Source organism: Rhodococcus sp. NS-SX18 (genome assembly GCF_057367935.1).
The window spans coordinates 3,961,459-3,975,727 of sequence record NZ_CM170633.1; the positions used below are offsets into that span (position 1 = coordinate 3,961,459).

The 14,269-nt window shown below is 70.2% G+C and carries 17 protein-coding genes; 3 read left to right on the plus strand and 14 right to left on the minus strand.

The features are described 5' to 3' along the window. Nucleotides 1–71: 71 nt before the first annotated feature. Complete coding sequence (locus tag AC2IPW_RS18115; protein ID WP_486375316.1) at nucleotides 72–362, minus strand: glutaredoxin family protein; 291 nt, start codon at nucleotides 360–362, stop codon at nucleotides 72–74. 184 nt (nucleotides 363–546) lie between these two features. Here AC2IPW_RS18115 and AC2IPW_RS18120 point away from each other — a divergent pair, with 184 nt between their 5' ends. Next, nucleotides 547–1,563, plus strand: coding sequence for an HAD family hydrolase (locus AC2IPW_RS18120; RefSeq protein WP_486375317.1), 1,017 nt, complete (start codon nucleotides 547–549; stop codon nucleotides 1,561–1,563). A gap of 9 nt (nucleotides 1,564–1,572) precedes the next feature. Here the strand turns inward: AC2IPW_RS18120 and AC2IPW_RS18125 are convergent, their stop codons facing one another. From AC2IPW_RS18125 to AC2IPW_RS18155, 7 genes are all read right to left on the minus strand, one after another. After that, nucleotides 1,573–2,589 (minus strand): lysophospholipid acyltransferase family protein, encoded by a 1,017-nt coding sequence (locus AC2IPW_RS18125; protein WP_486375318.1) that lies wholly within the window; start codon nucleotides 2,587–2,589, stop codon nucleotides 1,573–1,575. Further along, nucleotides 2,586–3,656 carry an NAD-dependent epimerase/dehydratase family protein gene (locus tag AC2IPW_RS18130; protein WP_054373339.1) on the minus strand — a complete coding sequence of 357 codons (1,071 nt, stop codon included), beginning with the start codon at nucleotides 3,654–3,656 and terminating at the stop codon, nucleotides 2,586–2,588. Before AC2IPW_RS18130 ends, AC2IPW_RS18125 begins: the two co-directional genes overlap by 4 nt. Before the next feature lie 233 nt (nucleotides 3,657–3,889). Beyond that, entirely contained in the window at nucleotides 3,890–3,991 is a 102-nt protein-coding gene (locus AC2IPW_RS18135) for a 30S ribosomal protein bS22 (RefSeq protein WP_003402602.1), read from the minus strand. A 202-nt stretch (nucleotides 3,992–4,193) separates the two neighbouring features. Then, entirely contained in the window at nucleotides 4,194–4,430 is a 237-nt protein-coding gene (locus tag AC2IPW_RS18140; RefSeq protein ID WP_003937551.1) for a helix-turn-helix domain-containing protein, read from the minus strand. A 121-nt stretch (nucleotides 4,431–4,551) separates the two neighbouring features. Beyond that, a complete protein-coding gene (proC, locus tag AC2IPW_RS18145) occupies nucleotides 4,552–5,370 on the minus strand; it encodes a pyrroline-5-carboxylate reductase (protein WP_289377850.1) in 819 nt (272 codons plus the stop codon). 49 nt (nucleotides 5,371–5,419) lie between these two features. Next, on the minus strand, nucleotides 5,420–6,274 hold the full coding sequence (locus tag AC2IPW_RS18150; protein WP_003937549.1) for a thioesterase family protein: 855 nt from the start codon (nucleotides 6,272–6,274) through the stop codon (nucleotides 5,420–5,422). Then, nucleotides 6,271–6,975 carry a MerR family transcriptional regulator gene (locus AC2IPW_RS18155; protein WP_486375319.1) on the minus strand — a complete coding sequence of 235 codons (705 nt, stop codon included), beginning with the start codon at nucleotides 6,973–6,975 and terminating at the stop codon, nucleotides 6,271–6,273. The genes AC2IPW_RS18150 and AC2IPW_RS18155 overlap by 4 nt, the downstream gene beginning before the upstream one ends. Before the next feature lie 82 nt (nucleotides 6,976–7,057). On the opposite strand from AC2IPW_RS18155, the gene AC2IPW_RS18160 reads away from it, so the two are divergent. After that, the gene (locus AC2IPW_RS18160) at nucleotides 7,058–7,477 is read left to right on the plus strand and encodes a hypothetical protein (protein ID WP_486375320.1); all 420 of its coding nucleotides are present in this window, start codon (nucleotides 7,058–7,060) and stop codon (nucleotides 7,475–7,477) included. Here the strand turns inward: AC2IPW_RS18160 and AC2IPW_RS18165 are convergent. The 3 genes from AC2IPW_RS18165 to AC2IPW_RS18175 are packed head-to-tail and all read right to left on the minus strand — an operon-like array spanning nucleotide 7,433 to nucleotide 10,460. Beyond that, nucleotides 7,433–8,395, minus strand: coding sequence for a sugar phosphate isomerase/epimerase family protein (locus tag AC2IPW_RS18165; RefSeq protein WP_003937546.1), 963 nt, complete (start codon nucleotides 8,393–8,395; stop codon nucleotides 7,433–7,435). The genes AC2IPW_RS18160 and AC2IPW_RS18165 overlap by 45 nt on opposite strands. Before the next feature lie 14 nt (nucleotides 8,396–8,409). Further along, on the minus strand, nucleotides 8,410–9,510 hold the full coding sequence (locus AC2IPW_RS18170; RefSeq protein WP_486375321.1) for a hypothetical protein: 1,101 nt from the start codon (nucleotides 9,508–9,510) through the stop codon (nucleotides 8,410–8,412). Further along, nucleotides 9,507–10,460: a Ppx/GppA family phosphatase gene (locus tag AC2IPW_RS18175; RefSeq protein ID WP_081608759.1), complete on the minus strand. Its 954-nt coding sequence runs from the start codon at nucleotides 10,458–10,460 to the stop codon at nucleotides 9,507–9,509. The genes AC2IPW_RS18170 and AC2IPW_RS18175 overlap by 4 nt, the downstream gene beginning before the upstream one ends. Nucleotides 10,461–10,505: 45 nt before the next feature. Here AC2IPW_RS18175 and AC2IPW_RS18180 point away from each other — a divergent pair, with 45 nt between their 5' ends. Continuing rightward, nucleotides 10,506–11,309: a DUF3109 family protein gene (locus tag AC2IPW_RS18180; protein WP_486377027.1), complete on the plus strand. Its 804-nt coding sequence runs from the start codon at nucleotides 10,506–10,508 to the stop codon at nucleotides 11,307–11,309. 8 nt (nucleotides 11,310–11,317) lie between these two features. Here AC2IPW_RS18180 and AC2IPW_RS18185 read toward each other — a convergent pair whose 3' ends face one another. The 3 genes from AC2IPW_RS18185 to AC2IPW_RS18195 all read right to left on the minus strand — a co-directional run bounded on the left by AC2IPW_RS18185 (nucleotide 11,318) and on the right by AC2IPW_RS18195 (nucleotide 14,179). Continuing rightward, nucleotides 11,318–12,007: a response regulator transcription factor gene (locus tag AC2IPW_RS18185; protein WP_054373335.1), complete on the minus strand. Its 690-nt coding sequence runs from the start codon at nucleotides 12,005–12,007 to the stop codon at nucleotides 11,318–11,320. Nucleotides 12,008–12,098: 91 nt separating this feature from the next. Continuing rightward, complete coding sequence (locus AC2IPW_RS18190; protein WP_003937541.1) at nucleotides 12,099–13,286, minus strand: sensor histidine kinase; 1,188 nt, start codon at nucleotides 13,284–13,286, stop codon at nucleotides 12,099–12,101. Between the two features lie 146 nt (nucleotides 13,287–13,432). Continuing rightward, nucleotides 13,433–14,179: a phosphoglyceromutase gene (locus AC2IPW_RS18195; protein ID WP_003937540.1), complete on the minus strand. Its 747-nt coding sequence runs from the start codon at nucleotides 14,177–14,179 to the stop codon at nucleotides 13,433–13,435. Between the last annotated feature and the right edge of the window lie 90 nt (nucleotides 14,180–14,269).

Genomic DNA, 14,269 nt, shown 5'->3' on the forward strand with positions numbered 1-14,269 from the left:
GCCCTGCACAAAGTTGCTCGAACGGCCCCGAATGTGCTTCTCACCTGCACCACGGTTCCGCCCGGGGGCGCTCAACCGGCCAGATCGGCCCGCAATCGCGGCTCGTCGACCTCCCAGTAGCTGTGCTCCCGGCCGTCGAGCAGCACCACCGGCAGACGATCGCCGAATTCGGCACGCAGGTCGGGATCCGTCGAGGCGGCCCGATCGACATCGACGCACGTCAGGACCGCGCCGAGCTCGTCGCACAGTTGCTCGAGCAGCGTCAGGGCGGGAGCGCAGGCGCCGCAGCCGGCTCGGACGAGGAGGGTGATCTCGTGAGGGGCGCCGGGTGCGGCGGACGGCCCGGGCAGGTGTTCGCTCATGGGTCAACTGTGCGTCATACCCCGCCGAGACGAATGTCACACCCCCGGTCCACATGCGGCAACGCGCGGAGCGGGGCACCGCGCGGGCTAGGCTGAGGCGGTCTGCCACACACGACGGCCGGCCGCCGGCAAACCCGGCCGGCAGCACTCGACGGCGCGGCCGTCGCGCAACAGGGAGGTGCAGGTGCCGGAACGTCCAGTGCCACACGGCTGGGGATTCGGCGAGAACCTGGCCGGTCGCGTCAGCGAGACCCTGGCCGGCCTGATCCGGCCCGGCCGGCCCCGGCTGCTGAGCAAGTTGGGCCCCAGCGAGACCGAGGTTCGCGCGAACCTCGCCGGACAGGCGAGCGCCGACGCCGCGCTCGCCCTGCAGGAGGCCCGCACCGAAGCCGAGCCCGTCGACGTCTCGACGACCCCCGTTCCGCAGGACCTCACCGCGGCCGCATTCTTCGACGTCGACAACACGATGGTGCAGGGCGCGTCGATCATCCACTTCGCGCGCGGACTTGCCGCCCGCGACTACTTCACCAAGTCCGACCTGGCCGAATTCGCCTGGCAGCAGGTCAAGTTCCGGGTCACCGGCAAGGAGAACTCGGACGACGTCGCCAGCGGACGCGAGAAGGCGCTGTCGTTCGTCGCCGGCCGGTCCACGGCGGAGCTGGCCCGTCTCGGCGAGGAGATCTACGACGAGATCATCGCGGACAAGATCTGGCCCGGTACCCGTGCGCTGGCACAGATGCACCTCGACGCCGGGCAGCAGGTGTGGCTGGTGACAGCGACCCCGGTGGAACTGGCGAACGTCATCGCCGAGCGCCTCGGTCTGACCGGTGCCCTCGGAACCGTCGCCGAGTCGGAGGACGGCGTGTTCACCGGCCGTCTCGTCGGCGACATCCTGCACGGCCTGGGCAAGGCGCACGCGGTGCGGGCCCTGGCGATCCGCGAGGGCCTGAACCTCAAACGCTGCACGGCATACTCCGACAGCCACAACGACGTCCCCATGCTCTCGCTCGTCGGCACGCCGGTCGCCGTCAATCCCGACGCCGACCTGCGGGAACTCGCGAAGACCCGGGGATGGGAGATCCGGGACTTCCGCACGGCCCGCAAGGCGGCGCGCATCGGAGTTCCGACGGCGCTGGCCCTCGGCGCCGCAGGGGGCGCGCTCGCCGCCGCTCTCGGCCGTCGCCGCGACTCGGCGGCGTGACGGCCGGGCTCAACCGAGGAACACGTTGCGCCGTTTGGTGAGCAACCGGTACAGCGTCTGCTGGATGGTCTCCCGCACGTGGTCGGTCACCTCGAACAACACCATCGGATCCTCCACCGCGGCATCGTCGTAGACGTCGGTGGCGATCGGCGAACCGAACTCGATGTACCACTTCGACGGCAGCGGCACGATGCCCAGCGGGCCGAGCGCCGGGAACAGTGGGGTGATCGGGAAGTACGGAAGGCCGAGGAGCCGGGCGATGGACGTCAGGTCGGCGATCTTCGGGTAGATCTCCTCCGAACCGACGATCGAGCAGGGCACGATCGGTGCCTTGGTCTGGAGCGCGGCCGAGACGAAGCCCCCACGCCCGAACCGCTGCAGCTTGTAGCGTTCACTGAACGGCTTGCCGAGACCCTTGTACCCCTCGGGGAACACCGCGACCACCTGATCCTCGCGCAGGAGCCGCTCGGCGTCCGGATGGCACGCGAGAGTGTGTCCCGCCTTGCGGGTGACGCTCCCGACGACCGGCATGCCGAAGGCGAGGTCGGCCGCGAGCATGCGCAGGGGACGGTGGGCGAGGTCGTGCACCGCGACGGAGGTCATCAATGCGTCCACCGGCAAGGTGCCGGCATGGTTGGCGACGATCAGCGCGCGCCCGTCGGCCGGGATGTTCTCGATGCCGCGCACTTCGACACGGAACCACTTCTCGAACAGCGGCCGCAGCGCCGGCAGCAGGACGTTGTCGGTGAAGTGCGGGTCGAAGCCGAAGTCGTCCACCTCGTAGTCGCCGGTGATCCGTCGCCGCAGGAACTCGGCGGTGCCGGTGATCTGTCCGACCAGTTTGTGCCGCAAGTCGTCGAGGAACCCGTCCGCCGCCGTCTCCTGCACCGGCGCTGCGGGCCGTTCGGGTGGGATCGGGGAGCCGTAGGTCGACGGGTGACCGGAACCGGCGCCCGGGCGTGCACCCGCCCGTCGTGCCGACCCCGCTCCCCCGTGGAGTGGGATCACCTTGGCCACTTCTGTCATCGCGCCTCCATCCGCTCTCCGAGCGCCGAGAGCAGGATCGACTCGGTTCGATCGACCCATTCCGTCCTGACGACCTGCCGCAGCCCGACGCTGCGAGCGTAGTCGTCGAGAGCCTGCCTCGTGGTCCACCTCGGCTCGAAGCCGAGTTCGGTGCGCATCCGCGTGGTGTCCAGCCCGCGCCCGAAGTGGAAGTAGTCGAGTTCTTCCTTGTTGAACGACTTCATCACCGGCCCCATCAGCGCCTGCCCGACGGTGCGGAACAAGCCGTAGGGCATCGGCACGGTCAGTCCGCCGGCGCGCCGCACGGCCTGCGACATCATCACGATGCCGTCCCCGGCGACGTTGTAGGTCCCGGCCTGTCCGGCGACGGTGGCGCGTTCGAGCGCCGAGAGCGCATCCTCCTCGTGCAGCAGCTGCAACCGGGCATCGCGGCCGAGAATGGTGGGCACGATCGGTGAGGTGAGGTACCGCGAGACGGAGCCGGGCAGATGGTTGCCCACCGTCGGGGCGAGGCGCAGGATCGTCGCGGCGATGTCCGGTCGCCGGCGTGCCATCCCGCGCAGATAACCCTCCACCTCGATCATGTCGCGGGCGAAAGCGCCGGTCGGCCGGCGGCGCGCGCTCATCTCCTCGGTGAATTTCGCGGGGTCCTTCGCACTCGACCCGTACACCACCGACGAGGAGCGCAGCACGACGCGTCGCACGGACGGGGTCTTCTGGCACACGGCGAACAACTGCATCGCACCGAGGACGTTCATGTCCTTCATCGCGGCGCGACTGCCGGACTTCGGCGCCTTGGTGAGGGTGGAGGTGTGGACGACGGTGTCGACGTCCATGTTCCGGATGACCTTGCCGATGAGCGGGTTGCGGATGTCGGCGAGCACGAACTCGGCGCGGCCCATGCGCCGCAGCATGTCCTTGGTGGGCGATTGGGTGTCGACCGCGATGACGCGTTCGACGCCGGGGTGCTGGGCGAGACGGGTGACCAGGTACCCCCCGAGGAATCGGCTCGCGCCGGTGACCAGAGCCACCCTCGGCGGGTCGATTCCGTCGATCTCCGAACTCACCCACTCACCCCCTGCTGTCACTTCGGTCTCTCACGATACGGTGACTTTCGCAACAAAGCATTACACCGGAGTAACCGATCACCGGAAAGACTTCGATGCGGGACTTTCGTCCTCGGCCACCCGAACCCCGCGTACCACCCGGATCGGGCATTCTGCGGGCGATCCTCGACGGCCTGCCGACCCAGACGCTCGATGCCCGCCACCACACGGGTGACGGGCATCGGGGAATCGATCTACTTGCCGAGTTTACGACGCTGCACTCGGGTGCGGCGGAGCAGCTTACGGTGCTTCTTCTTCGACATGCGCTTACGGCGCTTCTTGATCACAGAACCCATCAGGGTTTCCCTCACGTTCTCTCTAGCGTTCCTGCGCGCACGCCGGTGACGTACGCCTGTAGTCGACGCTGGGCCGCGTGGTGACGAGCTCAGCGCCTCACGACACCGGGTGGCCGGTACGACGACAAGCAATCGTACCGGGGCGGGTTTCGACTAGTGAAACCGAGGTCCGCTCCGGGCTCCGATTGCGGCCGACGACCGCTCAGCCGACGTCGAAGTAGGACGTTTCCAGGTAATCGTGCACGGCCTTGGCGTGCACACGGAACGAACGTCCCACTCGCACGGCGGGCAGTTCCCCGCTGTGCACCAGCCTGTACACGGTCATCTTCGACACCCGCATCAGCGCCGCCACTTCGGCGACGGTGAGGAACTGGGTGCCGGAGAGAACCGACTGACCGTCCTCGGGTTGACCCTTCGACGGTTTGCTTCCAGATACCATTACACACCTCCGGCACGTCCCGCGCCGCCGGCTTCCCCTCCGGCGGAACAGACACGCACGTGCTCAATCGAGCTTAGCGTGACCAATGGTTCCCGTGCGACGATGCGCACGACCAATTTCCTCAATCAGCGGACGAACCGAGTGCGGCCGAGCGTTCCCGGGCCGCCGCGAGCGCCTCGTAGAACGCCGTCCGCACGCCGCCACGTTCCAGTTCCCGGATCGCCGCCGCGGTGGTTCCACCCGGCGATGTCACCGCCGCGCGCAGGTCGGCGGCGTTCTCCCCCGACCGGGCGAGCATGGCCGCCGAGCCGGTCATCGTCTGCACCACGAGCTCGGTGGTCGTCGCCCGCGTCAGACCGAGGGCGACGCCCGCGTCGATCATCGCCTCGGCGACGAGGAAGAAGTACGCCGGACCCGAACCGGACACAGCGGTCACCGCGTCGATCTGGGACTCGGGTACCACCGTCACGGTCCCCACCGACTCGAGAACCTGGCGTGCCAGCGCCAGATCGTCGGGCTTGACGTGCCGGCCGGCGGCGATCACGCTCGCGCCCTCCCCCACCAGCATCGGGGTGTTGGGCATGACCCGCACGACCGGCGATCCGGCCGGCAGCCGGTTCTCGTACCGCGACGTGGGCACGCCGGCGACCAGCGACATCAGCAGCTTCTCGCGTTCGCTGTCGAGGTCGGCCTTGCCCAGATCGGCGAGCACGACGTCGACGTCGCCCGGCTTGACCGCGATCACCAGCACGTCCGCGCCTTCGGCCGCGTCGGCGATCGAGTCGGTGACCCGGATCGAGTACTCGGCGGTGAGCTCCTCGCTCCGCGCCGGGAACTTCTCGACGACCACCAGATCCTTGGTCGCGAATCCACTGTGCAGCAGCCCCGAGACCAGCGCCTCACCGATCCTGCCGCCACCGATCACCGCAATTCTCGTCATGGGCAACAGCCTGCCACGGCCGCTGCCGGGGTCCGCATCCCCCCGACGATCAGCGCGGGACCATCGCGAGCTGACGACTCTGGACGACGACGGCGCCGGTGGCATCGACGACGGTGTGGTCCTCCTCGAACCAGGCGTTACCCAGGACCGTGCTGTCGGCCATGATCCGCAGCCAGCCGGGTGCCGGCAGTCGCCGCAGATACGCGGTGAGCTGCACCGTCGGCGCCCAGCCGAACAGGCCCCGATTCATAGTGACCGGCGCGGAGATGTCCCCGGCCATGAGCGCGAACAGCGCGGCGGTGTCGACGTCGGCCTCGTCCCCCGCCCACGGCCGCGCCCACATCCGCACGACCGGTTCACCCTGCTCTCCTGCGAGGAAGCGGGCACTGGTCTCGTCCACGACGAGGTCGGCGCCCCCGCACAGGTTCACCACCTGGGCCATCGGATGGCCGGGGCCGATCAGGGGCGCGCCGTCGGGTGGCTGCACCGGCAGTGCGGCGACCGGATGGGCAGTGGCATACCGCGGCTCGCCCGCGTCGGGCCTGCCGAGCGTCACCGAGGCACGGACCGCGACCCGGTCCCCCTGCGAGAGCTCCACGTCGACGAGCCCGACCTGCTTCCCGAGCTTACGGACGGTGGTGGTGAGCTGGACGTCGCCCGGGTCGGGGGCGGCGACGAACCCGGCACTGACCGCAAGAGGTTGCGCCGCCGGATCGGATCCCGCCGCCTGCGCCGCCGAGCGGGCCGCCGCGGCGCACACGGCGAGCATGCAGCCACCGTGCACCTTGGGGCCGATCGTCCAGATCGGGGCGATGTGGGCGAGCCAGCGGTCGTCGCCGGCGGCGTCGAGCGTCGTCAGGTCGCGGAACGGGTGGTTGCCGGAATCGGGCACGGTGTCGGTCACTGCTGCTCCTGTGAATCGGGGACGGGGCCGTCCGGTGACTCGGTGACGGGGCCGTCCGGTGACTCGGGGACGGGTCCGTCCGGGGCACCGGACTCGGTGAAGCGCCGAGCGGCAAGGTGCTGGTGCGCGAGCCGGCGCATCGCGGTGAGGACAGGTTCGTACAGGGCGGTGCCGAGGACCGCCGCCTCGACCGTCGCCTCCCGGGACCGGGTAGGCAGCAGGTCGATGTCGATCTCGGCGATGCCGAGCACGTGCCGTCCGTAGACGTCGATGCGCTCGTCGCTCATCGACAGGCCGGCGGAATCGAGGGCGGCGAGGGCCCGCTCGAGCTGGGCGACCGCGGCGAACCTCGGGTCGTAGAGCTGACCGAGCCGTTCGAGGACGCGCCGGGCGCGCGGATAGTCGTGGGATGCGGGCTCGTCGGGTGGGTAGGGCGGCAGCGCTGCGACGGCTCGGCCGAGGGCGACGAACAGCGACTCGTCGGTGCCGTCGAGGAGGCGGACGATCTCGCGGATGCGCGGCAGCGGCAGCCCCTGGGCGGCGAGTGCACGGATCAGAGCGAGGCGCCGGACGTGCCGCTCGTCGTACCGGGCCTGGGTGGCGCTGGTCGCCTCGCCCGGCATCAGCAGTCCCTCGCGCAGGTAGTACTTCACGGTCGCCAGGGGGACACCCGTCCGGTCCACCAGTTCCGAGATCCGCACCGCCACCTCCTCTTGACAACGGATAGTACAACTATCCAGTATTGGATATTGCAACTATCCAATACTCCGCGAGGAGGGTTCCGTGCATCCCGTACTCGTCATCGCTCTCGGCGCCACCCTGCTCACCGTCACCGGGATCGCCTTCGGCGGCACCTTCCTGATGCGCGTCGCAGGCGGGCACGTGCCGGCCAACGATCTGCAGAAGTCCTTCTTCCGCGCCGGTCACGCCCACGCCGGCGTCCTCGTCACCCTGGGACTGCTGGTCGCCGTACTCACCGACGCCGTCGGCGCCTCACCCGGATGGGCCGCCGCGGGCGCGATCGCAGTGCTCGGCTCGGCAATCCTGATTCCCGCCGGGTTCTTCCTGTCCGTACTCGGCCGCGACCCCCAGCGGCCGGGCGCCATGATCGCCTGCGTGTGGCTCGGCGCCGCCGCCCTCGCCGCCGGCGTGACGATCTCAGGAGTCGTGGTTCTCGGCGCCGGAATCGGTGCTCTGGCCTGACGGGTGCACCTGCTCGATCGTCGTCGCACGCGGATGCTCGGGCCCGGTGGTGATCGCCAGGCGGGGGGCTCGGTGCAGATGCTCGCGCGCGAAGGCCAGCGACCGGGTCAGCGCGCCCGCCCGCGCGGACCGTGTGCGCGCCCCCTGGGTACTGACCTCCAGAACGACGTGCCCGGAGAAGTCGCTCTCGGCCAGCAGCCGGCACACCTGTTCGCACGGCTGACCACCGTCGCCCGGGAGCAGATGCTCGTCCGTCGACGCACCGTGACCGTCCGCGAGGTGCAGATGAGCCAGACCACTGCCCATCCGCTCGGCGAGAGCCATCGCGTCCATCCCCGCCGTGGCCGTGTGCGACAGGTCCAGTGTGTAGTGCGCGAAGCCGGTGTCGGTGGGATCGATCGACGGGCTGAAGGCCGATACCGCCCGGCCGGGCCCGCCCCGTCGTCTCATGCGCTGCGCGGTGCGGTCGCGGCCACCGAAGAACACGTCGGCGCGCATCGGGTACATGTTCTCCACCGCGACGACCACATGACTGCGGTCCTCGAGGTCCGCGACCTGATCCGCGAAGCCCTCCGCGTACCGGCGCTGCCACCGGAACGGCGGATGCACCACCACCGAGGCGGCCCCGAGCGCCTCCGCTGCTCGCACCGAACGCTCGAGCTTCGCGGCCGGGTCCGGACCCCACACGCGCTGCGAGATCAGCAGGCACGGCGCGTGCACCGCCAGCACCGGGATGCCGTACTTGCGCACCAGCGCCTGCACCGCACGCACGTCCTGGCTCACCGACTCCGCCCAGACCATCAGCTCCACGCCGTCGTAGCCGAGCTCGGCCGCGTAGCGGAAGGCCGCCTCGGTGTTCTCCGGGTACACCGAGGCGGTGGACAGTCCGACCAGGATCTCTCGCGACAGAGTGCTCATGACGACGGGCCGGTTCAGCCGGTGGGCAGCAGGAACAACAGCGGACCGAACGTCACGAAGGCACCCACGGCGAGGGCGATGAGCTGGCTCGCGATGTCGTCGGTGCGGCGGAGGATACGCACCATCGCCACGAGACCGACGATGACCAGCAGGGCAAGTGCGAACGCCACCCACGGCAACACATCCCACAGCTGCTCGAACCCCTTGAACAGCAGTGCGCCCGCGACGATCGCGACGATGCCCTCGCCGATCAGCCACGCCCACTGGGCGATCGCGCCGCGGGACTTTCCGGTGTCGGACGGGGCCTCGTCGGCCTCTGCCGCGGCCGGGGTCTCCGCCGACGCGGCAGCGCCGCGACGAGAGGCGGGCTTCTCCCGCTGCTCCGCGTCCTGCTCGCCCGCGGCCACGGCCTTGCCGATCGTCTCGGTCTCGTCGTCGGCGGTGTCGTCGCTGCTGCCCCGCAGGTCGCTCGCGGGCCCGGACAGCAGCCTCGGCTCGGGCGTGTCGGCGGGCCGCGCCGGCGCATTCGCGGCCACCTCGGCGTGCGCCCGCGCACGTCGCGGCAGGACGGCCGGACGGATGATCTCGGTCGGCGATTCGACCTTCACCGGCGGCACCGGCTCGGCCGCCGATTCCTCGCGCGTCCGGTGCAGGGACGTCGGGACCGGGGTCTCGGGCCCGGGCGACTCGGCCTCGGGGCGCCGGGATTCGCGGCGGTCCGCCTCGGCCGCCACCGGTGTCTGCGCCTTCGGCGGCTCCGGCGTCTGCGCCTTCGGCGGCTCCGGCGTCTGCGCCTTCGGCGGAGCGGACACGACCGGCGCTGCCTCCGGGACGCCGGCGCCGGAGTCCTCGGCCTCGGAGACGGCAGTCTCCGGGACAGCGGTTTCGGGCGCGGCAGTCTCGGAATCCTCGGTCTCGGGGACGCCCGCCTTCGACGTCTGGGCCGATTCCGGGACGGTGACGGGAATCTCCCCGGTCAGCTCCGCGACCGAGATGCCGCCGCTGACGCCGCGGCGGCGGCGTCCGCCGGCGCGGGAATTCACCTTCTGGCCGTTACGGGCCAGCAGCTCCGCGACGGAGATCTGCCCGGTGTCGGTGCTGTTGCCGTCCGTCATTGCGAAACCACCATCAGTTCGCCCCCCATCTCGGTGTCGAGCTTGCGGAGAATGAGCCCCTCTCTCAGGGCCCAGGGACAGATATCGAGCGTTTCCACTCCCAGCGCGCGCATGGCGGCCTCCGCGACGAGGGCACCGGCGACGATCTGCTGCGACCGGTCGGAGCTCACGCCCTCGAGCTCGGCACGGTCCGCGGCCGTCATGCGGGAGATGAATGCGATGAGCTGACGCAACCCGGCGGCGGTCAGGGTGCGCCGCACCCGGGGGCCCGCCGACGAGGGGGCGGCACCGGTCAGCCGTGCGAGGGTGCGGAAGGTCTTCGAGCTCCCCACGCACAGGTCGGGAACGCCGGCCGCCCGCAGTTCCTCGGCGGGCCGGACGAGCTCGGCGTCGAGCCAGTCCCGCAGCACCGCGACGCGCCGCTTGCCGGGCGGGTCCTCGCTCAGCCAGTCCCGGGTCAGGCGCCCGGCACCGAGCTGCAGTGAGAACGCGACGTCGGGGTCCTCGTCGCCCCCGAAGGTCAGCTCCAGGGAGCCGCCGCCGATGTCCAGGCACAGGATGCGTCCCGCGCTCCAGCCGTACCACCGCCGCACCGCGAGGAACGTCAGCCGGGCCTCGTCCACCCCCGAGAGCACCTCGAGTGCGACGCCGGTCTCGGCGCGGACGCGACTGAGCACCGCGTCGGAGTTGGTGGCATCGCGCACCGCCGAGGTTGCGAAGGCCATCAGCTCCTCGCACCCGGAGGTACGCGCGATGCCGGCGAAGTCGGCGACCGTCTCGACCAGCCGGTCGGCGCCCTGGGGGGTGATGTCACCGCGGTCGTCGATGTTCTCGGACAGGCGCAGGGTCGCCTTCGTCGAGCTCATGGGGGTGGGATGGCCACCGCGATGAGCATCCACCACGAGTAGGTGAACGGTGTTGCTTCCGACGTCGAGTACCCCTAGGCGCACATACATACGGTACTGGGTCTACCGTCGGGTCCTGTGACAGCAGGTATGCCCGGTGCCGCCCACAAGCAGGTCCCGGCCCCCGAAGTTCCCCTCGATTTCCCGCGCGAATGGGTCGAGTTCATCGACCCGGACAACAGCGAGCACGTCGTCGCCGCCGACCTGACGTGGCTGCTCTCCCGCTGGACCTGCGTGTTCGGCACGCCCGCGTGTCAGGGCATCATCGCCGGCCGGCCGGACGACGGATGCTGCTCGCACGGCGCGTTCCTGTCGGACGACGACGATCGCGCCAAGCTGGACGCCGCCGTGAGACATCTCACGCCGGAGGACTGGCAGTTGATGCCGAAGGGACTCGGCAAGAAGGGCTATCTCGAGGAGGACGACCTCGAGGACGAGCCGGCCCTGCGCACTCGCCGCTACAAGGGCGCGTGCATCTTCCTCAACCGGCCGGGCTTCGCCGGGGGCATCGGCTGCGCGCTGCACAAGATGGCGCTGCGACGCGGCATCGAGCCCCTCGAGGTGAAGCCGGACGTGTGCTGGCAACTGCCGATCCGCCGCACCCAGGACTGGGTCGAGCGGCCCGACGGCACCGAGGTGCTGCGCACCGTCGTCACCGAGTACGACCGGCGCGGCTGGGGCGAGGGCGGCCACGACCTGGACTGGTACTGCTCCGGCTCGCCGGACGCCCACGCGGGTGCCGCGCCGGTGTGGCAGTCGTACGCACCGGAGCTGCGTGAGCTGATCGGCGACGCCGCCTACGAGGAACTCGCGCGGCTGTGCCGTCGTCGCGAGGGGCTGGGCCTGATCGCCGTGCATCCCGCGACGACGGCCGCCGCCGAGCGCACCCCGTAGGCGGACCCCTACCCTTCGAGCTTGTAGCCCAGGCCGCGGACCGTGACCAGGTGCTGCGGCTTGGCGGGGTCGGCCTCGATCTTGGAGCGCAGCCGCTTGACGTGAACGTCGAGGGTCTTGGTGTCGCCGACATAGTCGGCACCCCACACCCGGTCGATCAGCTGGCCGCGCGTGAGCACCCGGCCGGAGTTGCGCAGCAGGTACTCCAGCAGGTCGAACTCCTTGAGCGGCAGCGTGACGGGATTGCCGGCCACGTGCACGACGTGCCGGTCCACGTCCATCCGCACCGGCCCGGCCTCGAGGATCCCGTCGTCCTGCGTCGCCTCGGCGTCGCTCTCCCCGCCGCGGCGCAGCACCGCACGGATGCGGGCGATGAGTTCGCGCGCCGAGTACGGCTTGGTGACGTAGTCGTCCGCCCCCAGTTCTAGGCCGACCACCTTGTCGATCTCGCTGTCGCGCGCGGTCACCATGATCACCGGCACGCCGGACCGGGTGCGCAGCTGCTTGCAGACATCGGTGCCGCTCATGCCGGGCAGCATCAGGTCCAGCAGGACGATGTCCGCGCCGGCGCGGTCGAATTCCGCGAGCGCCGACGGTCCGTCGCCGACGACGGTGGTCTCGAAGCCCTCCTTGCGCAGCAGGAACGCGAGCGGATCCGCCAGCGATTCCTCGTCCTCCACGATCAGCACACGCGTCACTGCTGGTCCTCCGTACCCTTTGTCACCTGGTGCATCCGGCTCATTTCCGATTCTCGTCGTAGGTGTCGGCATGGTCGTCACGGCTCCCCCGTCATCGCTCCACCGTCAGTGCGGGCCCGCCCTCGTGGCGCGGGGAGGCACCGTGGGATTCGCGGGGATCGGCGGAACAGGCCGGGATGAGGAGGGTGAACGTCGACCCGGTTCCCGGCTGGCTCCACAACCGGATCTCCCCGTTGTGGTTGGCGGCGACGTGCTTGACGATCGCCAGCCCGAGACCGGTGCCACCGGTGGCGCGGGAGCGGGCCTTGTCGACCCGGAAGAACCGCTCGAAGACGCGCTCCTGGTCCTCCTTCTCGATCCCGATGCCGCGGTCGGTCACCGCGATCGCGACCTTGCCCGCGCGCAGGGACCGGCTGACCGATACCGGCGAACCCGGAGACGAGTAGGCGATCGCATTCTCGATCAGATTGGCCAGCGCGGTGACGAGCAGCGTCTGGTCGCCGAGGACCTCGTAGCCACTGGCGGCGTCGGTGGTGACGGTGATCTGCGCGTTCTCGGCGGTCAGGCGGGTGCGGCGCAGCGCCTCCTCGACGACGTCGTCGACCTCGACCACCTCGAGGTTCGGCAGCTTCTCGGCCCCCTGCAGGCGCGAGAGCGCGATCAGTTCGGTCACCATGTTGCCGAGCCGGTTGGCCTCGCTCTGCAGCCGGGTTCCGAAGTGCCGCACGGATTCCGGGTCGTCGGCGGATTCGAGCAGGGCTTCGGCGAGCAGGGCCATCGCGCCCACCGGGGTCTTGAGTTCGTGGCTGACGTTGGCGACGAAGTCCCGGCGCGTGGCCTCCATCCGGACCTGCTCCGAGTCGTCGTAGGCGTACAGGGCAACGAAGCGCGCGTCGTCGTCGAGCAGACGCCGCGCGACGCAGCGCACCGCCACGCGCTCACGACCACGAGGGGTCTTCGCGGTGAGGTCGAGTTCGGTGGGCTCACCCGTCTCGAGGACGCGCGTGGCGGCCGCCCAGGCCGAGTCCTCCACGAGCCGGTTGCGGACCAGGCCGAGTTCCTCGGCACGCGGGTTGAACAGGATGACGTCGTGGAAACGGTCGACGACGGCGATGCCCGTGTCCGCGCCGAAGACCACGCGATCGAGGACCTGCGCCATGGTGAGGTCGGCGTCCGTGCGGTCGGCGGACCGGCGCCGAAGGAGCCGCATGAGCACGATCGCGGACACGGCACCGAGGACGGCGGCCCCGGCGAGCAGCACGGCCTGCGCAACAGTCACGTCTCGAATCGTACGTAGGCGCGGCGTGGTGGTGACAGCGGGTCGGGGCATTCCGCCGCACGTCACACCGCATGTTCACAGCATTTGCCGCATGTTCACCGCCCGTTTCCCCGGGGCCGCGGGCAGCCGCCCGCGGCCCCCGGGAACTACCGGCCGCCCTGACCGGCGACGGCGGCGGCCCCCGCCGCGGCCGCCTCGGGATCGAGGTACGTGCCACCCGGGTTCAGCGGGCGCAGGTTCTCGTCGAGGTCGTAGCGCAGCGGGATGCCGGTGGGGATGTTCAACCCGGCAATCTCCTCGTCGGAGATCCCGTCGAGGTGCTTGACCAGAGCACGCAGCGAATTGCCGTGAGCCGTGATCAGGACGGTCCGGCCGGCCCGCACGTCCTGGGAGATGGTTTCCTCCCAGTACGGGATCAGGCGCTCGACGACGTCCTTCAGGCACTCGGTGAGCGGCACCTCGTCGACGTCCGCATACCGGACGTCGCTGTCCTGGCTGTACTTGCTGCCGGCCTCGATCGGCGGGGGCGGGGTGTCGTAGCTGCGGCGCCACAGCATGAACTGCTCGTCGCCGAACTCCGCCTTGATCTCCGCCTTGTTCTTGCCCTGCAGCGCGCCGTAGTGCCGCTCGTTCAGGCGCCAGTCACGCACGACCGGGATCCAGTGCCGATCCGCGGCGTCGAGCGCGTAGTTGGCGGTGCTGATGGCGCGGCGCAGCAGCGACGTGTAGAGCACGTCCGGCAGGAGATCGTGCTCGGCGAGCAGTTCACCGGCCCGCTTGCCCTCGGCGATCCCCTTGTCGGTCAGGTGGACGTCCACCCACCCCGTGAAGAGGTTCATCGCGTTCCATTCGCTCTCGCCGTGGCGGAGCAACACAAGTGTTCCGTTGGTCATGGGCCAATCCTGGCACGCCCGCGTGGCGGTGCCACGTCCGCACCGTTCGGCGAATTCCCCCGCAGGAGACGCACGCATCGGATATATGTG